Annotated in this window: 19 protein-coding genes and 2 pseudogenes; 12 read left to right on the top strand and 9 right to left on the bottom strand. The window is 63.0% G+C overall.

What is annotated here, in order from left to right; genetic code table 11:
- Nucleotides 1–80: 80 nt before the first annotated feature.
- From GV035_RS12775 to purN, 4 genes are all read right to left on the bottom strand, one after another.
- Nucleotides 81–1,280 (bottom strand): DesA family fatty acid desaturase, encoded by a 1,200-nt coding sequence (locus GV035_RS12775; RefSeq protein ID WP_159835453.1) that lies wholly within the window; start codon nucleotides 1,278–1,280, stop codon nucleotides 81–83.
- 252 nt (nucleotides 1,281–1,532) lie between these two features.
- On the bottom strand, nucleotides 1,533–2,909 hold the full coding sequence (locus GV035_RS12770; protein WP_159835452.1) for a mechanosensitive ion channel family protein: 1,377 nt from the start codon (nucleotides 2,907–2,909) through the stop codon (nucleotides 1,533–1,535).
- Between the two features lie 7 nt (nucleotides 2,910–2,916).
- Nucleotides 2,917–4,239 carry an RsmB/NOP family class I SAM-dependent RNA methyltransferase gene (locus GV035_RS12765; protein ID WP_159835451.1) on the bottom strand — a complete coding sequence of 441 codons (1,323 nt, stop codon included), beginning with the start codon at nucleotides 4,237–4,239 and terminating at the stop codon, nucleotides 2,917–2,919.
- On the bottom strand, nucleotides 4,236–4,886 hold the full coding sequence (gene purN / locus GV035_RS12760; protein ID WP_159835450.1) for a phosphoribosylglycinamide formyltransferase: 651 nt from the start codon (nucleotides 4,884–4,886) through the stop codon (nucleotides 4,236–4,238). The genes GV035_RS12765 and purN overlap by 4 nt, the downstream gene beginning before the upstream one ends.
- 166 nt (nucleotides 4,887–5,052) lie before the next feature.
- On the opposite strand from purN, the gene GV035_RS12755 reads away from it, so the two are divergent.
- The 6 genes from GV035_RS12755 (at nucleotide 5,053) to dut (ending at nucleotide 12,216) form a co-directional block, all read left to right on the top strand.
- Nucleotides 5,053–6,048, top strand: coding sequence for a bifunctional riboflavin kinase/FAD synthetase (locus GV035_RS12755; protein ID WP_159835449.1), 996 nt, complete (start codon nucleotides 5,053–5,055; stop codon nucleotides 6,046–6,048).
- 103 nt (nucleotides 6,049–6,151) lie between these two features.
- Nucleotides 6,152–8,983, top strand: coding sequence for an isoleucine--tRNA ligase (gene ileS / locus GV035_RS12750; protein WP_159835448.1), 2,832 nt, complete (start codon nucleotides 6,152–6,154; stop codon nucleotides 8,981–8,983).
- Nucleotides 8,983–9,489: a signal peptidase II gene (gene lspA / locus GV035_RS12745; protein WP_159835447.1), complete on the top strand. Its 507-nt coding sequence runs from the start codon at nucleotides 8,983–8,985 to the stop codon at nucleotides 9,487–9,489. Before ileS ends, lspA begins: the two co-directional genes overlap by 1 nt.
- A gap of 55 nt (nucleotides 9,490–9,544) precedes the next feature.
- Complete coding sequence (gene coaBC, locus GV035_RS12740; protein ID WP_159835446.1) at nucleotides 9,545–10,750, top strand: bifunctional phosphopantothenoylcysteine decarboxylase/phosphopantothenate--cysteine ligase CoaBC; 1,206 nt, start codon at nucleotides 9,545–9,547, stop codon at nucleotides 10,748–10,750.
- A gap of 9 nt (nucleotides 10,751–10,759) precedes the next feature.
- Complete coding sequence (locus GV035_RS12735) at nucleotides 10,760–11,767, top strand: LLM class flavin-dependent oxidoreductase (RefSeq protein WP_159835445.1); 1,008 nt, start codon at nucleotides 10,760–10,762, stop codon at nucleotides 11,765–11,767.
- Nucleotides 11,768–11,769: 2 nt separating this feature from the next.
- Entirely contained in the window at nucleotides 11,770–12,216 is a 447-nt protein-coding gene (dut, locus tag GV035_RS12730) for a dUTP diphosphatase (protein ID WP_159835444.1), read from the top strand.
- A gap of 73 nt (nucleotides 12,217–12,289) precedes the next feature.
- On the opposite strand, the gene clpA is transcribed toward dut, so the two are convergent.
- Both clpA and clpS read right to left on the bottom strand, forming a co-directional pair.
- Nucleotides 12,290–14,593 carry an ATP-dependent Clp protease ATP-binding subunit ClpA gene (clpA, locus tag GV035_RS12725; protein WP_159835443.1) on the bottom strand — a complete coding sequence of 768 codons (2,304 nt, stop codon included), beginning with the start codon at nucleotides 14,591–14,593 and terminating at the stop codon, nucleotides 12,290–12,292.
- Nucleotides 14,590–14,904, bottom strand: a complete 315-nt coding sequence (gene clpS / locus GV035_RS12720) for an ATP-dependent Clp protease adapter ClpS (RefSeq protein ID WP_008351199.1) — start codon at nucleotides 14,902–14,904, stop codon at nucleotides 14,590–14,592. The genes clpA and clpS overlap by 4 nt, the downstream gene beginning before the upstream one ends.
- Nucleotides 14,905–15,419: 515 nt before the next feature.
- Here clpS and cspD point away from each other — a divergent pair.
- Nucleotides 15,420–15,626 carry a cold shock domain-containing protein CspD gene (cspD, locus tag GV035_RS12715; protein WP_008351201.1) on the top strand — a complete coding sequence of 69 codons (207 nt, stop codon included), beginning with the start codon at nucleotides 15,420–15,422 and terminating at the stop codon, nucleotides 15,624–15,626.
- Nucleotides 15,627–15,676: 50 nt separating this feature from the next.
- On the opposite strand, the pseudogene GV035_RS12710 reads toward cspD, so the two are convergent.
- From GV035_RS12710 to icd, 3 genes and pseudogenes are all read right to left on the bottom strand, one after another.
- Nucleotides 15,677–15,885 (bottom strand): annotated as a pseudogene (locus GV035_RS12710) (IS4 family transposase); the annotation flags it as partial.
- 51 nt (nucleotides 15,886–15,936) lie between these two features.
- A pseudogene (locus tag GV035_RS12705) lies at nucleotides 15,937–16,041 on the bottom strand (hypothetical protein); the annotation flags it as partial.
- 183 nt (nucleotides 16,042–16,224) lie between these two features.
- Nucleotides 16,225–17,481, bottom strand: a complete 1,257-nt coding sequence (icd, locus tag GV035_RS12700; RefSeq protein WP_159835442.1) for an NADP-dependent isocitrate dehydrogenase — start codon at nucleotides 17,479–17,481, stop codon at nucleotides 16,225–16,227.
- 225 nt (nucleotides 17,482–17,706) lie between these two features.
- Between icd and GV035_RS12695 the strand changes: the two genes are divergently transcribed.
- From GV035_RS12695 to GV035_RS12675, 5 genes are all read left to right on the top strand, one after another.
- A complete protein-coding gene (locus GV035_RS12695) occupies nucleotides 17,707–18,282 on the top strand; it encodes a pseudouridine synthase (RefSeq protein WP_201303968.1) in 576 nt (191 codons plus the stop codon).
- Nucleotides 18,283–18,631: 349 nt separating this feature from the next.
- Entirely contained in the window at nucleotides 18,632–18,835 is a 204-nt protein-coding gene (locus GV035_RS12690) for a hypothetical protein (protein ID WP_159835440.1), read from the top strand.
- A 327-nt stretch (nucleotides 18,836–19,162) separates the two neighbouring features.
- Complete coding sequence (locus GV035_RS12685) at nucleotides 19,163–19,624, top strand: DUF192 domain-containing protein (protein ID WP_159837868.1); 462 nt, start codon at nucleotides 19,163–19,165, stop codon at nucleotides 19,622–19,624.
- A gap of 234 nt (nucleotides 19,625–19,858) precedes the next feature.
- Complete coding sequence (gene fusA, locus GV035_RS12680) at nucleotides 19,859–21,964, top strand: elongation factor G (protein WP_159835439.1); 2,106 nt, start codon at nucleotides 19,859–19,861, stop codon at nucleotides 21,962–21,964.
- A gap of 102 nt (nucleotides 21,965–22,066) precedes the next feature.
- Nucleotides 22,067–22,546, top strand: a complete 480-nt coding sequence (locus GV035_RS12675) for a cupin domain-containing protein (protein ID WP_159835438.1) — start codon at nucleotides 22,067–22,069, stop codon at nucleotides 22,544–22,546.
- Nucleotides 22,547–22,560: the final 14 nt, after the last annotated feature.

Below are 22,560 nucleotides of genomic sequence, written 5' to 3'. Positions count from 1 at the left end.
CAGCGCAAATCTGTCGCCCAAAAACAAAAACCCCGCCAGAGCGGGGTCTTGTGACGTTCTTAAATTTTAACGGATATCGCTTATAAGGCGTAGCGGCGCAGACGCAAGGCGAAATCTTGAAGCGCCTTGATACCGCTTTGTTCCGCGCGATGACACCAGTCCTGCAATTGCGCCAGCAGTTGCTCGCGCGATGCGTTGGAACGGTCCCACATCGCCGCCAGATCCTTGCGCAGTTCGATGTAAGTGCGCAGTTTCTGGTTGTCCGAGAACAGTTCCGGCAGTTGCTGGCGCTGCGGCTCGTTCAGGCCGTCCTCTTCTTTATGGAACCACTTGCGCGCGCCGCGCATGAGCTGGTACTTCTCGCGCGCGCCCGCTTCCTTCAGCTTGACGAGTTCCTGCCTGTAGGCGCGCTTGAGCGCCTTGCCGTAACGCGCCATGACTTCGTAACGGTTCGCGAGCACGGCTTGCAGCGTGTCGTGATCCGGCACGGACTTCGATTCGGACAGACGCGGCGTAGGCGCGAGCTTCTTGACCTTGGCGAGGCCGAGCGCCGACAGAATACGGATATACATCCAGCCGATGTCGAATTCGTACCACTTGCTCGACAGCTTCGCCGACGTGGCGTACGTGTGGTGATTGTTGTGCAGTTCTTCGCCGCCGATCAGAATGCCGAGCGGGAAAATGTTCGTGCTCGCATCGGACGAATTGAAGTTGCGATAACCCCAGAAGTGCGCGAGGCCGTTGACCACGCCCGCTGCCCAGAACGGAATCCAGATCATCTGCACGGCCCACACCGACAGCCCGACAATGCCGAACAGCGCAACGTCGATCACCATCATGATGCTGATGCCGAGGATCGGATAGCGCGTGTAGACGTTACGCTCGATCCAGTCGTTCGGCGTGCCGTGACTGAAGCGGCGCAGCGTTTCTTCGTTCTTCGCTTCGGCGCGATATAGTTCCGCGCCTTCGAGCAGCACCTTCCAGATGCCGCGCGTCTGCGGGCTGTGCGGATCTTCTTCGGTCTCGCACTTCGCATGATGCTTGCGGTGGATCGCCGCCCACTGGCCGGTCAGCATGCCGGTGGTCATCCACAGCCACAGGCGGAAGAAGTGGCTCGCGACGGGATGCAGGTCCAGCGCACGGTGCGCCTGGCAGCGGTGCAAATAAATGGTGACGCCGGCGATCGTGACGTGCGTCATCGCAAGCGTGAACAACAGAATCTGCCACCAGGAGAAGTCGAGCAGTCCGTTGGCGAGAAATTCGAGGGAGGAATTCAGCAAGGCAATTTACCTATGTAGCTGTGAAATTCGGAAAAAATGGCCGATTAAAACCGTGGGAAGCAGCTTCATTTCGGCATGTCGGGCGCGTGAAAGGTGAGCGCCGAAGTTCGATCGCATTCTACTGCAAGCGTTCCAAGTCGTTGTCGTAAAGGTGAATTTTTTTGAATCCCGCCCAAACGAGGAAAATCTCACGCCCGTCTCGTGCGCTCGAACCTTGCAAAAACGGAAGCAATGACGCACACGTCCGTTGCATCAGACGGCGCTTCCGGCCGCCGACGCAGCATCATCGCGCGGAAAACCGGCATTTCCTACCGATGCGTCCACCGCGCCACCGATGATCCGCACCTCGCGCTGCGCGTACGGAATCTCGATGCCATGCGCGGAGAATAACCGCCACACGCTCCGATTGACTTGCGACTTAACGCCGCCGGTGCCCTTGGCCGCGTCCTCGATCCAGAAGCTCAGTTCCAGATTGATGCCGTCCGCGCCGAAGCTCGCGAGCAGCGCGGCGGGCGCCGGGTCCTGCAAAACGCGCTCGATGTCCTGCGTCGCTTCGACGAGCAGACGCATCGCGCGTTCCACGTCGGAGCGATAGCTCACCTGCACGGCAATCTTGGCGTTGCCGCGCGTGAGATACGACGAGTGATTCTGTACGACATCGGTAATCAGCTTTTCGTTCGGAATCAGCGTTTCGATGCCGTCCAGCCCGCGCACGACCGTGTAGCGCGTGCGGATCTGCGTGACGGTGCCCTGAAAGCCGCTGACGTTGATCATGTCGCCGAGCCTGAGCGACCGGTCGAGCAGAATGATGAAGCCCGACACGTAATTGCTCGCGATCTTCTGCAAGCCGAAGCCGAGCCCGACGCCGAGCGCGCCGCCGAACACGCCGAGCACCGTGATGTCGATGCCGACAATCGACAGGCTGACGAGAATCGCCGCGAGAACCATGATCGCCCGCGCGACGCGCGCCAGCACGACCTTCAGATTGGCGTCGAGCGAGCGCGAGCGCATCAGGCGGTCGTCGAGCAGCGCGCCCGCCCACATCGCGACGATCAGCGTCACGCATACCCACAGCACGCCCGAGGCGAGCGAAAGCAGCGTCATGTGCGCGTTGGCGAAGTTGAAGCGCACGCTGGCCATCCAGCGGACGACGTCGTCCTGAATGCCCATCACTGTGAGCAGCATCGCGACCCAGACGAGCACCGTCACGAGCTTCTCGAAGAGGAAAAGCAGCGCGCCCGCCTCGTGCTCGGCGCCGCCGGTCGCGCTTGTTCGGAACACGCGCCGCACGACGTAGAACATCGTGTAGATGACGGTGATGCCGCACAGCGGCACCAGCGCGAGCTGCAGCAGCGCCGTGTGGATCAACGGCGCGAGCGCCAGTTGCGCGACGCTGACGAAGACCGTCCCGAGCAGCGGAAACAGCGCCTTGTTCAGACTTTCCGCGCCGAAACGGACCGCTTCGAAGCGCGACTGGCGGCGCGCGTCGAGCTGCTTTCGCAAAAGACGCGCGCACCACCACGCGATGGCAAGCAGCGCGATGAGCGCGCCGACTTGCCACAGCACTTCCGGCTCGCCGAAGTCGCGGACGAGCCGTTCCGAAAGGTGGCTCGGGAAGCGGTTCTGCATCGCGCGCTTAGGCGCCCTCTTCCCTGGCGCTTTCGTCCGCCGCGGGCTGCGGAGCCTGCTGCCCCTTCGCCTCGGGCACGCGTTCCAGCACCGCCGCGAAGAAGCCGTCGGTGCCGTGCTTGTGCGGCCAGAGCGACAGGTACTCGCCCGTGTCAAGCTCGATGCGCTGCTCGGCCAGCACATCGCGCGCGGGCACCACGCGGAAGTTCGGATGCGCTTCCAGGAATTGCGCGACGACGCCTTCGTTTTCCGCTTCGAGCATGCTGCACGTCGCGTAGACGAGACGGCCGCCCGTCTTCACGAGCCGCGCGGCGCTCGTGAGAATCGACAACTGCTTCGGCGCCAGCTCCGCGACGGTCGCGGGCGACTGCCGCCACTTGAGGTCGGGATTGCGCCGCAGCGTGCCGAGGCCCGAGCACGGGGCATCGACGAGCACGCGGTCGATCTTGCCCGCGAGGCGCTTGATCTTCGCGTCGTGTTCGCTGTCGATCAGCACCGGGTTCACGTTCGACAGACCGCTGCGCGCGAGACGCGGCTTCAGCTTCGCGAGCCGGCGGTCGGAAACGTCGAACGCGTACAGGCGGCCGGTGGAACGCATCATCGCGCCGAGCGCAAGCGTCTTGCCGCCCGCGCCCGCGCAAAAGTCGACGATCATCTCGCCGCGGCGCGGCGCCATCAGCGAGCACAACAATTGGCTGCCTTCGTCCTGCACTTCGATCCAGCCTTCCTGGAACGGCTGCAAGCGCGTGAGCGCGGGCTTGCCTTCCACGCGGATGCCGAACGGCGCGAACGGCATGTCGAACGCGTCGATGCCCGCGTCGATGAGCGCCTTGCGCACCACGTCCCGGCTCGCCTTGATCGGATTCGCGCGCAGATCGAGCGGCGCGGGATAGTTCAGCGCGGCGGCGAGCTGCGCGAGCTCGTCCGGCTCGAAACGCTTCGCCATCGCGTCGTAGATCCACTGCGGCAAGTTCGTGCGAACGCGCACCGGCAAGCTCGCCGGATCGATTTTCGAGACTTGCGCGAGCCACTGGTGCTCTTCCGCCGAGACGAACGGCTTGAGCGCCGTGAGACCGGCGGTCTGCATCAGCCCGAGCAGCGCGAGACGCCGCGCCTGATTCCCCGAGCCGCTTTCCGCGAGATGCGAGAACTCCATCTTCCGCCGCAGCACGGCGAAAACCGCTTCCGCGATGACGCCGCGTTCGCCGTGACCGAGCTTCGGATGCGCGCGGAAGAAACGGCTTGTCGCGGCATCGGCGGGACCGGCAAAGCGGAGCACGTCCGCCAGCAACGTTTCGGTTTGACCAATCAGAAATCCATGCAGCCTCATGCGCCCTCCCCGGCAATGTCGGCAAAGAGCCACTGCGGCTCAGACGGCGTGAGAGCGACTCGTTCGCCCTCGATAGAAAGACGCCCTTCAACGAACCAGCGCACCGCGCGCGGGTAAATGATGTGTTCGACGGCGAGCACGCGCGCGGCGAGCGCGGCGGCGTCGTCGCCCGTGATGACCGGCACCGCGCCCTGCGCGACGATCGGCCCGTGATCGAGCTTCGCCGTCACGAAATGCACGCTCGCGCCGTGCACGCGCACGCCGGCGTCGAGCGCCTGCTGATGCGTGCGCAGCCCCGGAAAGCACGGCAAGAGCGACGGATGCACATTGAGCATCCGGCCGGCATAGCGTTCGACGAAGGCATCGGTGAGCACGCGCATGAAGCCGGCCAGCACGACGCAATCCGGTTCGAAGCGGTCGATTTCGCGCGCGAGCGCCCCGTCGAAGGCTTCGCGACCGTCGAATTCGCGATGATCGACGACGACCGTTTCGATGCCGTTCGCAGCCGCGAAGCCGAGCCCGGCGGCATCGGGCCGGCTGGAAATGACCGCGCAGACGCGCGCCGGCCAGCCTTCGCGCGCGCAAGCACGCACGATGGCCTCCATGTTGGTCCCGCGCCCGGAGATCAGAATGACGATTTTTCTCATTCGCGGATTTTATCATTCCGGGGACGGCGAAAATCGTGCCAGTAAGACGACGCCAACGCGTCGGGCGCTCCAGCGCCGCCGCCCGGCACGCGCGCCCGTGCATCCGTGTGAGCGTTTATAATCGAACGCTTTGCAGCATCAGCCCTCCCACCGACCAACGCCTATCGTGAGAGTCTTTCGCGGCCTCCCCAATGCCGAAAGCCGGGCGCCTTGCGCACTGACCATCGGCAACTTCGACGGTGTCCATCGCGGCCATCAGGCGCTGCTTGCGCGCGTGCGGGCCGCCGCCGACGCTCGCGGGCTGCCGGTCTGCGTGATGACCTTCGAACCGCATCCGCGCGAGTTCTTCAATCCGGCGGGCGCGCCGCCGCGCATCGCCATGCTGCGCGACAAGCTGGAAGCCCTGCGCACGAGCGGCGTCGATCGCGTCGTGGTCGAGCATTTCAATCACACGTTCGCGAGCCAGCCGCCGGACACCTTCGTGAAGAACGTCATCGTCGACGGCCTGCACGCACGCTGGGTCATGGTCGGCGACGACTTCTGCTACGGCGCAAAGCGCGCGGGCAATTTCGACTCTCTCAAGGACGCAGGCGAGAAATACGGCTTCGAAGTCGAGCAGATGGCGACCGTCGCGCACCCGAACGGCGCGCGCATTTCGTCGTCGTCGGTGCGGGCGTCGCTCGTCTCGGGCGATCTCGACGCCGCGAACGTCGCGCTCGGGCGTCCATACGTGATCAGCGGCCATGTCGTGCATGGCGCGAAGCTCGGCCGCGATCTCGGCTTTCCCACGCTCAATCTTCCGATTGCCCACAAGCGCCCGGCGCTCGCGGGCATTTTCGTCGTGCGCGTGCACGGTCTCGCGGACGAACCGCTGCCCGCCGTCGCGAGCCTCGGCTTGCGTCCCACCGTGGACGATTCCGGCCGCGTGCTGCTCGAAGTCTTCGTGCTCGACTGGCACGGCGACGCGTACGGCAAGCTCGTGCGCGTCGAGTTCCTGAAGAAGCTGCGCGACGAGGAAAAGTACGTCGACCTCGAAACGCTGTCCGCCGCCATCGCGAAGGACGTCGACAACGCGCGCGCGTACTTCGGCCTTCCGCCCGCCAGCAACGCCGGCAGCCGCGCGACGGGCTTCGCCATTTCCGCCACCGATCGAATTAGGTGAGCGCGCCGTGCCGCATGATCCATGCGCGCATCGCCCGCTGCCTCGCCCTTCGACACACACGCGCGTGCCAAAGCGCCGTCTCACCGAATTCACTGAGTCACCCATGAGCGACAAGAAAGAGAAAGCCTCCTCGAAATATCCCGTCAACCTGCTCGACACGCCGTTTCCGATGCGCGGCGATTTGCCCAAGCGCGAACCCGCGTGGGTCAAGGAGTGGCAGGAGAACAAGGTCTACGAGAAAATCCGCGCGGCAAGCCGTGGCCGCAAGAAGTTCATTCTGCACGACGGTCCGCCGTATGCGAACGGCGACATCCACCTCGGCCACGCGGTCAACAAGATTCTGAAGGACATGATCGTCAAGGCGCGCAACCTCGCGGGCTTCGACGCGGTGTACGTGCCGGGCTGGGATTGCCACGGCATGCCGATCGAAATCCAGATCGAAAAGCAGTTCGGCAAGTCGCTGCCCGCCGCCGAAGTCATGCAGAAGGCCCGCGCCTACGCGAGCGAGCAGATCGAGAAGCAGAAAGTCGGCTTCCGGCGTCTGGGCGTGCTCGGCGACTGGGACAATCCGTACAAGACGATGAACTTCGTCAACGAAGCGGGCGAAATCCGCGCGCTCGCGAAGATCATGGAAAAGGGCTTCGTGTTTCGCGGCCTGAAGCCGGTGAACTGGTGCTTCGACTGCGGCTCGGCGCTGGCCGAAGCGGAAGTCGAATACAAGGACAAGACCGATCCGACCATCGACGTGCTGTTCGCGTTCGCGGAACCCGAAAAGACCGCGCAGGCGTTCGGCCTGCCGTCGCTGCCGAGGAACGAAGGCGGCATCGTCATTTGGACGACGACGCCGTGGACGATTCCCGCCAACCAGGCGCTCAACGTGCATCCGGAGATCGTGTACGCGCTCGTGGACACGCCGCGCGGCTTGCTTGTTCTCGCGGCCGAGCGCGTCGAAGCGTGCTTGCAGAGCTACGGCTTGCCGGGCGAAGTCATCGCGACGACGACGGGCGCGAAGCTCGCCAACGTGCGCTTTCATCATCCGCTCGCGGCGGCGCACCCGGGGTACAAGCGCACGGCGCCCGTTTATCTCGGCGACTACGTGACCACGGAAAGCGGCACGGGCGTCGTGCATTCGTCGCCAGCGTACGGCGTGGAAGACTTCGTGTCGTGCAAGGCGCACGGCATGGCGGATTCGGACATCATCAACCCCGTCATGGGCGATGGCCGCTATATCGAATCGCTGCCGCTCTTCGGCGGCTTGTCGATCTGGAAGGCGAATCCGGACATCGTCGAGGCGCTGAACAGCGCCGGATCGCTGCTGAAAACCGAGAAGTACACGCACAGCTACATGCACTGCTGGCGCCACAAGACGCCGATCATCTATCGCGCGACGTCGCAATGGTTCGCGGGCATGGACGTGACGCCGAAAGACAGCGGCAAGACGCTGCGCGAAACGGCGCTGGAAGGCGTCGAGAACACGGCGTTCTATCCGTCGTGGGGCAAACAGCGTCTGTACAGCATGATCGCGAACCGGCCGGACTGGACGCTCTCGCGTCAGCGCCAATGGGGCGTGCCGATGGCGTTCTTCGTCCATAAGGAAACCGGCGAGCTGCATCCGCGCACCATCGAATTGCTGGAGGAAGTGGCGAAGCGCGTCGAAGAAGGCGGCATCGAGACGTGGCAGACGCTCGATCCGCGCGAGCTGATCGGCGACGACGCCAACATGTACGAGAAGAACCGCGACACGCTCGACGTCTGGTTCGACTCCGGCACGACGCACTGGCATGTACTGCGCGGCTCGCACAAGGACGAGCTGCAATTTCCCGCCGACCTGTATCTCGAAGGCTCGGACCAGCATCGCGGCTGGTTCCATTCGTCGCTGCTCACGGCGTCCATGCTCGACGGCCGCCCGCCCTACGACGCGCTGCTGACGCACGGCTTCACCGTCGATGGCGAAGGCCGCAAGATGTCGAAGTCGCTCGGCAACGGCGTCGATCCGCATGAGGTGGCGAACCGCCTCGGCGCGGAAATCATCCGCTTGTGGATCGCATCGACGGACTATTCCGGCGAGCTCGCCATCTCGGAAGAGATTCTCAAGCGCGTGACCGAGACGTATCGCCGCATTCGCAACACGCTGCGCTTTCTGCTCGCGAATCTCTCGGACTTCGACTTCGAGAAGAACGCCGTGCCGGTCGCGGAGTGGCTCGAGATCGACCGTTACACGGTGGCGCTCACGCGCAACCTGCAGGACGACGCGCTCTCGCACTACGAGAAGTACGAGTTTCATCCGGTTGTCGCGAAGATCGCGACGTTCTGCTCGGAAGACCTGGGCGGCTTCTATCTCGACGTGCTGAAGGACCGTCTCTACACGACGAAGCCCGATTCGCGCGAGCGCCGCAGCGCGCAGACCGCGCTCTTTCACATTGCGCATGGCTTGCTGCGCCTGGTCGCGCCGTATCTGTCGTTCACGGCGGAAGAAGCCTACAAGGTCCTGAAGCCGGGTCAGGACACGATCTTCACCGAAGTCTACGCGGCGTATCCGGACATTCCGAACGGCGGCGAACTGTTGGACAAGTGGTCGCTGATCCGCTCGGCGCGCGGCGACGTGACGAAGGCGCTCGAAGAAGCGCGCACCGCGAACCTGATCGGCTCGTCGTTGCAGGCGGAAGTCGTCGTTCGCGCGAGCGGCGCGCGTTACGACGCGCTCGCGAGCCTCGGCGATGCGCTGCACTTCGTGCTCATCACGTCGCAGGCGTCGGTCGAGCGCGTGGCGAGCGAAGCGGAAGAAGGCGTCGACGTGACCGCATCGCGCTACCTGAAGTGCGAACGCTGCTGGCACTATTGCGCGGACGTCGGCTCGCACCCGGAGCATCCGGGTCTGTGCGGCCGCTGCTTCTCCAATCTCTTCGGCGCTGGCGAAACGCGAGGCGCAGCATAATGGCTAGGACTATGGCGAAACAAAGTACTTCGAGCGGTTCGCTCGCGCCGTGGATCGGCGTCGCGCTGATCGTGATCCTGTTCGACCAGTTGACGAAGATCGCGGTTCAGAAGGTGTTCGCGTACGGCGAACCGCACGCGCTCGCGCCCTTCTTGAACCTGCTGCTCGTCTATAACCGCGGCGCCGCGTTCAGCTTTCTGGCGGCGGCGGGCGGCTGGCAGCGTTGGGCGTTCACCGCGCTGGGCGTCGTGGCGGCGGCCGTCATCTGCTATCTGTTGAAGCGCCATTCGGGGCAGCGGCTTTTCTGCACGGCGCTCGCGCTCATCATGGGCGGCGCGATCGGCAACGTGATCGACCGCCTGGCGTACGGCCACGTGATCGACTTTCTCGACTTCCACGTGAAGACGTGGCATTGGCCGGCGTTCAATCTGGCCGACAGCGCGATCACCGTCGGCGCGGTGCTGCTGATATTCGACGAACTGCGGCGCGTACGCGGCTCGAAGTGATGTGCTCCAGCGCGGCTCCTTTCCCGGAGCCGCGCTTTTTTGCGACGGAGGCAAGTTGGAACTCGCAGGCAAACATCTCGTCCTGGGACTGACCGGCGGCATCGCGTGTTACAAGATCGCGGAGCTCACGCGGCTGCTCGTCAAGGCGGGCGCGACCGTGCAGATCGTGATGACGGAAGCGGCCACGCAATTCATCACGCCCGTCACCATGCAGGCGCTCTCCGGGCGTCCCGTGTACGTCTCGCAGTGGGATGCGCGCATGCCGAACAACATGCCGCATATCGACCTGTCGCGCGAGGCGCATGCCATCGTCATCGCGCCCGCCTCGACCGATTTCATCGCGAAGCTCGCGCATGGCATGTGCGACGATTTGCTCTCCACGCTGTGCGTCGCGCGCGATTGTCCGCTGCTCGTCGTGCCCGCGATGAATCGCCAGATGTGGCAGAACCCGGCAACGCAGCGAAACGTCGCGCAAATTCGCGCGGACGGCGTCGACGTGCTCGGCCCGGATTCGGGTTCGCAGGCGTGCGGCGAAGTCGGCGACGGCCGCATGATCGAGCCGGAAGCCGCATTCGAAGCGATCTGCGCGTTCTTCCAGCCGAAGATTCTGCACGGCCAGCGCGTGCTGATTACCGCCGGGCCGACGTTCGAGCCGCTCGATCCGGTGCGCGGCCTCACGAATCGCTCGTCGGGCAAGATGGGCTTCGCGCTCGCGCGGGCGGCGGCGCAGGCGGGCGCGGACGTGCATCTCGTCGCCGGGCCGGTTTCGCTGCCGACGCCGTGGGGCGTGTATCGCGAAGACGTGCAGACCGCGCAGCAGATGCACGATGCCATCATGCAGGCCACGCCCGACGCGGACATTTTCATCGCGGTGGCGGCGGTCGCGGATTGGCGCGTCGATCACGCGAGCGAGCACAAGATCAAGAAGTCCGGCGATGCGTTGCCGACGTTCAACTTCGTCGAGAATCCGGACATTCTCGCGGCGGTCGCCAGGTTGCCGAATCCGCCGTATTGCGTCGGTTTCGCGGCCGAAAGCGGCGACCTCGAAGTTCATGGCGAGGAAAAGCGCAAGCGCAAGAACGTGCCGCTTCTGATCGGCAATCTCGGACCACTCACCTTCGGCCGCGACGACAACGAAGTCGTGCTCTTCGAGGCATCCGGCACGACGCTCTTGCCGCGCGCCGACAAGCAGTCGCTCGCGCGCACGCTCATCGCGGAAATCGCCAAGCGCGCGCCGAGCGGCGGCTCGCTTCTTTCTTAGGCCACGACGATGACGAAGCTATCGGTTCTCGACCAGACGCCGGTCATCCACGGCCACACGACCGCGGACGCCATCGCGGCGACGCTGGATCTCGCGCAACTCGCCGACGACCTCGGCTACACGCGCTACTGGTGCGCGGAGCATCACGGCCTGTACGGCGTGTCGAACCCGTGCCCGGAAGTGATGCTCGCGCGCATCGGCAGCCTGACGAAGCGCATTCGCATCGGCTCGGGCGGCGTGATGCTGCCGTACTACAGCCCGTTCAAGGTTGCCGAACAGTTCCTGATGCTGGAGGCGCTGTTCCCGAACCGCGTGGATCTGGGCGTCGGGCGCGCGCCCGGCGGCGACATGCGAACCGCGCAGGCGGTGGCCGCCGGTTCCTACAATCGCGGCGATATCTTTCCGCAGCAAGTCGCGGAACTCATCGCGCTCTTCGACGGCAAGCTTCCCGACGATTCGCTCGCCAAGGGCGTGCTGCTGCAACCGCAGATCGCTACGCGCCCGGAACTGTGGATGCTTGGATCGAGCGATTTCGGCGGCCTGCTCGCCGCGCAACTCGGCATTCGCTTCGCGTTCGCGCACTTCATCAACGCGCACATGGGGCATCACGTGGCCGAGGCGTATCGCGAGCGGTTCATCGCGGGCCATGAGAAGAAGCCGTATCTCGCGGCGGCGGTGTTCGCGATCTGCGCCGATACGGAAGGCGAAGCCGAGGCGCTGGAAAAAGCCGTCGATCTGCGGCGCGTGCAGATGGCGTACGGCCTGAACCAGCCGATTCCGTCGATCGGGCAAGGCGTCGCGCAGCGATACGGCGAGCGCGAGCGGGCGGTGATCGCGCATGAGAAAGCGCGCAGCATCATTGGCACGCCCGAGCGCGTCACCGAAAAACTTCACGCGCTGCAAGCGCAATTCGACGCCGACGAACTGATCGTCCTGACGGTCGCCGGCAGCTACGCCGCACGCACGCGGTCCTATCAACTTCTCGCCGACGCGTTCGCGCTCGGCCGCTCAGCCTGACCATGAAACTCGACGTCAAGATTCTCGACGCGCGCATGCGCGATTTCCTCCCCGCCTACGCCACGCCCGGCAGCGCGGGTCTCGACCTGCGCGCGTGTCTCGATGCGCCGCTCATCATCGAGCCGCAAAAGACGGTGCTCGTGCCGACCGGCCTCGCGATCCACCTCGCCGATCCTGGCTATGCCGCGCTGATCCTGCCGCGCTCGGGCCTCGGCCATAAGCACGGCATCGTGCTGGGCAATCTGGTCGGCCTGATTGATTCGGATTATCAAGGGCAACTGATGGTTTCGACGTGGAATCGCCGCGACACCGCGTTCACGCTGAATCCGATGGAACGGCTCGCGCAACTGGTGATCGTGCCGGTGGTGCAGGCGGAGTTCAATGTCGTCGATGACTTCGAGGCCAGCGATCGCGGCGCGGGCGGATTCGGCAGCACGGGCAAGCACTGAGCTTTCTGCGGGTCAAAAAAAAACGGCGCGTTCCCTCAAGAACGCGCCGTTTTTCGTTGATGCTGACTGCCGGTCAATCCACTTCGATCGCTTCCGGATTCGGATTACGCGGCGGCGCCGAGTTCTCGTCGAACGTCAGCTGCACCTTGTCCTCCGCATCGACGTCCACGGTCACGCGGCCGCCGTTGAGCAGCTTGCCGAAGAGCAGCTCGTCAGCAAGTGCGCGGCGAATCGTGTCCTGAATCAGACGCTGCATCGGACGCGCGCCCATCAGCGGATCGAAACCGTGCTTCGCCAAGTGCTTGCGCAGCGCGTCCGTGAAGACCGCATCGACCTTCTTCTCGTGCAGCTGATCTTCCAGTTGCATGAGGAACTTGTCGACCACGCGCAGGATGATTTCCTCGTCCAGCGAGCGGAAGCTGATGATCGCGTCGAGACGGTTGCGGAACTCCGGCGTGAACATGCGCTTGATGTCGGCCATTTCGTCGCCCGACTCCCGGCGCGACGTGAAGCCGATCACCGCCTTGCCCATCGCCTCGGCGCCCGCGTTCGTCGTCATGATGATGATGACGTTGCGGAAATCCGCCTTGCGCCCGTTGTTGTCCGTCAGCGTGCCGTGGTCCATCACCTGCAACAGCACGTTATAGATGTCCGGGTGCGCCTTCTCGATTTCATCCAGAAGCAGCACGCAATGCGGCTTCTTCGTGACGGCTTCGGTCAGCAAACCGCCCTGATCGAAACCGACATAGCCCGGCGGCGCGCCGATCAGACGGCTCACCGCGTGACGCTCCATGTATTCCGACATGTCGAAGCGCAGCAGTTCTATGCCGAGCGTGAACGCGAGCTGCTTGGCGACTTCCGTCTTGCCGACGCCCGTGGGCCCCGAGAACAGGAACGCGCCGATCGGCTTGTCCATCTTGCCGAGACCGGCCCGCGCCATCTTGATCGACGCCGACAGCGCGTCGATGGCAGGATCCTGACCGAACACGACGGCCTTCAGATCGCGGTCGAGCGTCTGCAGCTTGCTGCGGTCGTCCTGCGACACGCTTTGCGCCGGCACACGCGCGATCTTGGAGATGATCTCTTCGATCTCGCTCTTGCCGATGGTCTTCTTCTGCTTCGACTTCGGCAGAATGCGTTGCGCCGCGCCCGCTTCGTCGATCACGTCGATCGCCTTGTCGGGCAGATGACGGTCCGTGATGAAGCGCGCCGACAACTCAGCCGCCGCCGACAGCGCACCCGACGAGTACTTCACGCCGTGATGCTCCTCGAAGCGCGACTTGAGACCGCGCAGAATCGCAACCGTCTGTTCGACGGAAGGCTCGGTGACATCCACCTTCTGGAAGCGCCGCGAGAGCGCCGCGTCCTTTTCGAAGATGCCGCGGTATTCCGTGAACGTGGTCGCGCCGATGCACTTCAGCTGTCCCGACGACAACGCCGGCTTCAGCAGATTCGAGGCGTCGAGCGTGCCGCCCGATGCCGCGCCCGCGCCGATCAGCGTGTGAATCTCGTCGATGAACAGAATGGCGTGCGGACGCTCCTTCAGTTCCTTCAGCACCGTCTTCAGACGCTGCTCGAAATCGCCGCGATACTTCGTGCCCGCGAGCAACGCGCCCATGTCGAGCGAGTAGACCTGCGCATCCGCGAGGATGTCCGGCACTTCGCCGCGCGTGATGCGCCAGGCGAGACCTTCGGCGATCGCCGTCTTGCCGACGCCCGCTTCACCCACGAGCAGCGGATTGTTCTTGCGGCGGCGGCAGAGCACCTGCACGACGCGCTCGACTTCCAGCTCGCGGCCGATCAGCGGGTCGATCTTGCCGTCCTTCGCCTGCTGATTCAGGTTCTGCGTGAACTGCGCGAGCGGCGTTTCCTTCTGAGCGGCGGCGTCTTCCGATTCCGGATTCGCTTCGCTGTTCGCCTTCGCGGCGTCGCCGCTGTTCGTCTTTGCGATGCCGTGCGAAATGAAATTCACGACGTCGAGCCGCGTCACGCCCTGCTGCTGCAGGTAGTAGACCGCGTGCGAGTCCTTCTCGCCGAAGATCGCGACGAGCACGTTCGCGCCCGTCACTTCCTTCTTGCCGTTCGAAGTCGATTGCACATGCATGATCGCGCGCTGAATCACGCGCTGGAAACCAAGCGTCGGCTGGGTATCGACGTCGTCCGTGCCGGGCACGGTCGGCGTGTTGTCATGAATGAAATTGCGCAGGTTCTGACGCAAATCCTCGATATTTGCTGCGCAGGCGCGCAGCACTTCAGCCGCGGTCGGATTGTCCAACAAGGCCAGTAAAAGATGCTCGACCGTTATGAACTCGTGCCGCGCCTGACGTGCTTCCATAAACGCCATGTGCAGACTGACTTCCAGTTCCTGGGCAATCATGCTTCCTCCATCACGCACTGCAGCGGATGCCCCGCTTGCCGTGCATGGCTAACGACTTGCTCAACTTTGGTCGACGCAATATCCCGCGTATAGACCCCACAAACTCCCCTGCCCTCGCGATGAACCTTCAGCATGATCTGCGTCGCAGTCTCACGATCCTTATTGAAGTATTCCTGCACGATCATCACGACGAATTCCATCGGCGTGAAGTCGTCATTCAGCAGCACCACCTTGTACATCGCCGGCTTCTTGAGCTTCTGCTCCTGCCGCTCGAGTACCGTGCCATCCTGCTTGTTGGGATTTATCGCCATACACCCATTCTAAACAACACGGACGCCTTCGCAATTGCCGCTCCAGCATGGGCCGCGCGGCCCTATGGTTTGGCTGGAAAACGCGCGCTACACAGCGACCGTCCATCGAATCCTGCCAGCGCCCAACCTTCGGCGCGGCCCGCTTGCACCTCGTCGAATCCAGTATCGCACAGCTTCAAAAAAAACAAACTGCGCGACGGTGGCGGGCTGCCCGGCGTACCACACAAGTGAGACGATTATGCGACTTTTCAAGATGCCTTGCTTGGACGGCGGCGCACACGCAAAGCAGGAATTACCCTACGAATGTGGACTTTGCAACGAGCTTATCGGCCATCCCAAAAATTCCTTGACACTCGATTTAAGAGCTTTAACAATCAAACTGGCACTTTTTTCCGGGGGCATCGGGCAAAAAAGGCCGAGGGGAGCTTGTGAGGAGGGGGCGGTTCGCTGTGGGGTGGGCCGTCGAGCTTTTCGAGCGTGCTCTGGTTGCGACGAGAGTTAGAGGGGAAGTACGAATGTCTACTGGTACGGTCAAGTGGTTTAACGACGCGAAAGGCTACGGATTCATCACGCCCGATGAAGGCGGCGAGGATCTCTTTGCACATTTCTCGGCGATTCAAATGAACGGTTTCAAGACGCTCAAAGAAGGCCAGAAGGTCAGCTTCGAGATCGTCCAGGGACCGAAGGGCAAGCAGGCATCGAACATTCAGGACGCAGCCTGACCGTTCGGGTGCATTGAGCCCTTGAAACCCGGCCTCGTGCCTAATGCCGTTCAGTTAAGGTCTCTTTTGAGGACTCGAACGGTGTAGCGAAACGGTCGCGATTTGACGGCTCGAGCGCAACTGCGCCCGGGCCGTTTTTATTGGGAAGCTGTTTGAGCCGCTCACGCAGGCGCTTGAGCAGCGCGGGGAGTTTGCCGTACGAGCGCGTCACGGCTGCCCATGTCATTTCGTACTGAATGGTGTGGAATGCGCGGATGAAGCCCTGCTGCGCGGGAAGTCGACGCCGACGAACGCTGGCGCTGCCACCAGCCTGCACGGCAGCCTCGATCCATTCGTACGGCAGATGCTGGCCCAGCCGTCCCCATTCGAGCGGCGGCTGTGATTCGACCAGAAGGCGCAGATCATCAACCAGCATGGCGATGCAAGTTAACACCGCCGCGCCCCGTTTACAACTACTTTGCGCCGAAAAGAAAAATGCCGTTCAGTCGCTTAACTGAACGGCATTAGGCCTCGTGCCGGGTTTTTTTGTGCGTATTCGAGCGGCGATTGTTGCGCAACCGGCCGCCGACCGACAGCCGGTTCATTCAGCAAGACCGCGTCACATGTTCCCGATCATCACTTCGCCGAATCCCGAGCACGACACCTGCGTCGCGCCTTCCATCAGCCGCGCGAAGTCGTACGTGACGCGCTTCGAAAGAATCGACTGCTCCATCGACGCGATAATGCGGTCCGCCGCTTCCGTCCAGCCGAGATGGCGCAGCATCATTTCGGCGGACAGAATTTCCGAGCCAGGATTCACGTAATCCTTACCGGCGTACTTGGGCGCGGTGCCGTGCGTGGCCTCGAACATCGCAACGGAGTCCGACATGTTCGCGCCCGGCGCAATGCCGATGCCGCCCACTTGCGCCGCGAGCGCATCCGAGATGTAGTCGCCGTTCAGATTCAGCGTGGCGATCACGTCGTATTCCGCCGGACGCAGCAGGATCTGTTGAAGGAAGGCATCGGCGATCACGTCTTTCACAACGACATCCGCGCCCGTCTTCGGGTTCTTGACCTTCATCCACGGACCGTCGTCGATCAGCTCCGCGTTGAATTCCTTCTGCGCGAGCGCGTAACCGTAGTCGCGGAACGCGCCTTCGGTGAACTTCATGATGTTGCCTTTGTGCACGAGCGTGACCGAGCGCCGATTGTTGTCGATCGCATATTGAATCGCCTTGCGCACGAGCCGCTCCGTGCCCTCGCGCGATACCGGCTTGATGCCGAGTCCCGACGATTCCGGAAAGCGGATCTTCTTCACGCCCATTTCGTCGCGCAGGAACGCGATCACCTTCTTCGCTTCCGCCGATTCGGCCGGCCATTCGATGCCCGCGTAGATGTCTTCCGAGTTCTCGCGGAAGATCACCATGTCCACCTTGTCGGGCTCGCGCAGCGGTGAAGGCACGCCCTTGAAGTACCGCACCGGACGCAGGCAGACATATAGGTCAAGTTGCTGACGAAGCGCAACATTGAGCGACCGAATGCCGCCGCCGACGGGCGTCGTCAGCGGTCCCTTGATCGACACGACGTATTCCTTCACGACGTCGAGCGTTTCGTCCGGCAACCACACGTCCGGACCATAGACACGCGTGGCCTTTTCGCCGGCGAAGATTTCCATCCAGTGAATCTTGCGCTTGCCGCCGTACGCCTTCTCGACCGCCGCATCGACCACCTTGAGCATGACCGGCGTGATGTCCAGGCCCGTCCCGTCGCCCTCTATGTACGGGATGATCGGCTGATCCGGAACGTTGAGCGAGAAATCCGCGTTAACGGTGATTTTCTCACCGCCCGCCGGAACCTGGATGTGCTGATACGACATGGTCGACTCCAAAGAAGGCCGGACTTGAAGATGGATTGGCGCGGGCGCTCGGCGCTCGCCGCCAGTGCTTTCATTCTATCCACGGCGCGCGGGCAGCAAGCCCCCTCGCCTGGCGTGGCAATGAGAGAAACGGATCGCAAACCATTATGCATTAAGATGCCGCATCCACGCCCCGGCGCCCTGCCGCGCGCGTGCCCCGCACGCCTCTGTCCTGCCCCGCTGCCGATGCCGCTCATCGCTCTCAATAAACCGTTCGGCACGATCTGCCAGTTTTCCGCGCACGAAACGCGCGCGTCGCTCGGCGACTTCGTGAAAGTGCCGGGCGTCTATCCGGCGGGCCGGCTGGATGCGGACAGCGAGGGCCTCCTGCTTCTCACCGACGACGGCGCATTGCAGGCGCGCATCGCGGAGCCGCGCCACAAGCTCGTCAAGCGATACTGGGCGCAGGTCGAAGGCGCACCCGGCGACGACACCCTCGCGCGCCTGGCGAAGGGCGTCGATCTCGGTGACTACGTGACGCGGCCGTGCCGCGCGGCCTTTGTGGCGGAGCACGACATCGACACGCTGTGGCCGCGCAATCCGCCGATCCGCTATCGCGCGGCGATTCCGACGACGTGGATCGAGCTTGCCATTACCGAAGGCAAGAACCGGCAGGTCCGGCGGATGACGGCGGGAGTCGGTTTTCCGACGCTGCGGCTCGTGCGGGTTGCAATCGGCGCGCTCGACGTGTTTTCGCTCGGACTCGCGCCGGGCGAGAGCGTCGACGTGCCAGCGCGTTCGCCGTGGCAAAGCCAGCGTTGAATCGCATTCAACTATCTTGTGTGGCCCTTTCGTGAATCGCGCTGAATTGCCGCGCACTGCATCCGCGAAGATTTTTTTCATCCGTCGCGTGAATCGCTGCGAAATCACGTCAACCGACTCTTTAGACGAGGCGTTAAGGGCCACAGATGCCGCACAAAGCTATCCGGCATGGACGAAACAGCCTTTCGATTAACCTGTGTGCTCCAGGCTTTTTGAAAGGAACCAACGTTCACAGCCGTATCGAGTTTTTTGCCGATACGACTGTCAACCGAAAGGTGGATGGCTCGTTTACCGACATGACTCATTGACCGGGTCGTTTGGTTAATTAACTCAAGCTGAGGATTCACAAATGAACAAACTGATCGCTGCTCTCGTCGCTGGCCTGTTCGCAACGGCTGCTTTCGCACAAGCTTCGGCTCCGGAAGCAGCTGCTCCGGCTGCTGCTTCGGCACCGGCTCACAAGGCTGCCAAGAAGTCGTCGCACAAGAAGTCGCACAAGAAGTCGCACAAGGCTGCTGCTTCGGCACCGGAAGCTGCTTCGGCGGCTCAGTAAGTTCGTTGTAAGACGCGGTATAGCGAAGCTAAAAACCAGCAATACCGCCGTCTTGACGGCGTTAAAGGGCAGATCGCCGAATGGCAATCTGCCCTTTTATTTTGCATCCGGCGTTCGCTAATTTCGCTCTTCGCCGCGCGCGTCGCGCGACGCCTTTCGCATTCGCGCCGGGCATCAAGTAACATGCGCGGGGCTGCTGTTTCTTTCCAGCGCGAACGACTGTTTTCCAAGGAGCATCGTGTGAATTCGCTGTTGCTTTCTCTGCGCGCGCTGCGCGTGCCATTCCTTTTCGCTGAATCCATTCGCCGCGCGACTGTCATTCGACGACTGCGCGCGCTCGTCATCGCGATATTGCTGCCGTTCGCCGCGCTTTCGCTCGCGCAGGCGCAGACCATGCCGCCCGGCGCAAAGCAGCCGTCGGAGTTTCCGCGCGCGAAGCTCACCGCCGGCATGTTCGTGATCGACGCCGCCGTCGCCGCCAACGACGCCGACCGCGAGCAGGGCCTCATGTATCGCACGCAGCTCGCGCCGAACGAAGGCATGCTTTTCGTGTTCAACGAGAACGCCGTGCATTGCTTCTGGATGAAGAACACGCTGATTCCGCTGTCGATCGCGTTTATCCGCGCCGACGGCACGGTCACCGATATCGACGAAATGGACGCCGAAACTACCAATAATCATTGCCCGCGCAACAACGGCACGTATGCGTTGGAGATGAGCAAGGGTTGGTTCACGGCAAAAGGCATCAAGCCGGGCATGAAGATAAAGGGATTGCCGGGCGCGCAGTAAGCGCGGATCCCGTGGATTTCGAGGATTGCGGAAAACGGCGTGTCGCGTGACGCGCCGTTTTTTTTCGGCTGCGCGAGGCGCAAGGGGATGGCGGACGCCGTTTGCCGCAACGTTCGTCAGGGCTGGCAAGATTCCTGCAAAGAGCTGGTCTACGCGCTATCCTAAAAAGATCGCATGGCATCCGAGTAAGGCTGGAGCCTCAACTCGGGCAGACATTTCCCACAGGAGGTTCACGTGCCCCGCAAGACTCCCATCGAGCGCTATCGCAATATCGGTATTAGCGCCCACATCGATGCCGGCAAAACGACCACTACCGAGCGCATCCTTTTCTACACCGGCGTGACACACAAGATCGGCGAGGTGCACGACGGCGCGGCGACGATGGACTGGATGGAGCAGGAGCAGGAGCGCGGCATCACGATCACGTCCGCCGCGACGACCGCCTTCTGGAAAGGGATGGCCGGGAATTATCCGGAACATCGCATCAACATCATCGATACGCCGGGACACGTCGATTTCACCATCGAAGTCGAGCGTTCCATGCGCGTGCTCGACGGCGCGTGCATGGTCTACGACTCGGTCGGCGGCGTGCAGCCGCAGTCCGAAACCGTGTGGCGGCAGGCGAACAAGTACAAGGTGCCGCGCATCGCGTTCGTCAACAAGATGGATCGCGTCGGCGCCGATTTCTTCCGCGTGCAGCGGCAGATCGGCGAGCGTCTCAAAGGCGTCGCGGTGCCGATCCAGGTTCCGATCGGCGCGGAAGATCACTTTCAGGGCGTGGTCGATCTCGTGAAGATGAAGGCGATCGTCTGGGACGACGACAGCCAGGGCATCAAGTTCACCTACGAAGAGATCCCCGACAATCTCAAGGATGTCGCGCACGAGTGGCGCGAAAAGATGGTCGAGGCTGCGGCGGAATCAAGCGAAGAACTGCTGGAAAAGTATCTCGAAGACCACGAAAGCCTGACCGAGGACGAGATCAAGGCGGCGCTCAGAAAGCGCACCATCGCGAACGAGATCGTGCCGATGCTCTGCGGCAGCGCGTTCAAGAACAAGGGCGTGCAGGCGATGCTCGACGCCGTGATCGACTATCTGCCCTCGCCGGTGGACGTGCCCGCGATTCTCGGCCACACCGAGGACGACAAGGAAGCGGAGCGCCATCCGAGCGACGACGAGCCGTTCTCCGCGCTCGCGTTCAAGATCATGACGGACCCGTTCGTCGGCCAGTTGATCTTTTTCCGCGTGTATTCGGGCGTCGTGAATTCGGGCGATACGGTCTACAACCCGGTCAAGGAAAAGAAGGAGCGGCTCGGGCGCATCCTCCAGATGCACGCGAACGAGCGCAAGGAAATCAAGGAAGTGCGCGCGGGCGACATCGCGGCGGCGGTCGGCCTGAAGGAAGCGACGACCGGCGACACGCTCTGCGATCCGGGCAACATCATCATCCTCGAACGGATGATCTTCCCGGAACCGGTGATCTCGCAGGCCGTCGAGCCGAAGACGAAAGCCGACCAGGAGAAGATGGGCATCGCGCTCAATCGTCTCGCGCAGGAAGACCCGTCGTTCCGCGTCACGACCGACGAGGAATCCGGCCAGACGATCATCTCCGGCATGGGCGAGCTGCACCTCGAAATTCTCGTGGATCGCATGAAGCGCGAGTTCGGCGTGGAGGCGACCGTCGGCAAGCCGCAGGTGGCGTATCGCGAGACGGTCCGCAACAAGGTGACGGATGTCGAAGGCAAGTTCGTCAAGCAGTCCGGCGGGCGCGGCCAGTACGGTCACGCGGTCATCACGCTGGAACCGGACCCGGGCAAGGGCTACGAGTTCGTCGACGCCATCAAGGGCGGCGTGATTCCGCGCGAGTACATTCCGGCGGTGGACAAGGGCATTCAGGAGTCGCTCAAGTCGGGCGTGCTGGCGGGCTATCCAGTCGTCGACACGAAGGTGACGCTGACTTTCGGCTCCTATCACGATGTCGATTCGAACGAAAACGCGTTCCGCATGGCCGGCTCGATGGCCTTCAAGGAAGCGATGCGCCGCGCGAAGCCCGTGCTGCTCGAACCGACGATGGCCGTCGAAGTCGAAACGCCCGAGGAGTTCATGGGCAACGTGATGGGCGATCTTTCGAGCCGCCGCGGCATCGTGCAGGGCATGGAGGACATCGCGGGCGGCGGCGGCAAGATCGTGCGCGCCGAGGTGCCGCTTGCCGAAATGTTCGGCTATTCCACGTCGCTTCGCTCGCTGACGCAAGGCCGCGCGACCTACACGATGGAGTTCAAGCACTACGCCGAGACGCCGAATAACGTCTCCGAGGCGATCATCAACTCGAAAGGGAAGTAATCGCCGTCCGGCGGAGGCGCTTCGCCGTGTAATATCGGAAGTCCGTTGCGCGCGCGGTGTCGGCGGCAACGGACTTTTTCTATCCGAGAGACCAGAGCCACCATGAGCGACGCACATCACATCGATTGGCGCGAGAACGGCGTCAAGGTCATCAAGGGCGATCAGCTCGACACCAACACCCCGCAGACGCCGGGCATGAACCGCGCGGCCGCCATCGACGCGGCGCGGGTCGGCGCGCAGAAAATCTGGGCGGGAACGGTCACGATTCATCCCAACGCGAAGACCGGCGCGCACCATCACGGCGCGCTGGAAAGCGTGATCTACATCGTGCGCGGACAAGCGCGCATGCGCTGGGGCGAGCACCTCGAATTCACGGCCGAGGCGGGTCCCGGCGATTTCATCTTCGTGCCGCCCTACGTGCCGCATCAGGAGATGAACGCGAGCACGGATGAGCCGCTCCAATGCGTGCTTGTGCGCAGCGACAACGAAGCGGTCGTCGTGAATCTGAATATCGACGCGGTGGAAACGCCCGAAGAAGTCTTCTGGGTCGATCCGATCCACAAGCATCCGCACGAGCACTGATACGCCGCGCGGCG

The organism is Burkholderia sp. 8Y (assembly GCF_902506145.1).
Taxonomy (GTDB): Bacteria; Pseudomonadota; Gammaproteobacteria; order Burkholderiales; family Burkholderiaceae; genus Caballeronia.
This window is presented reverse-complemented; position numbering and strand designations above follow the sequence as displayed.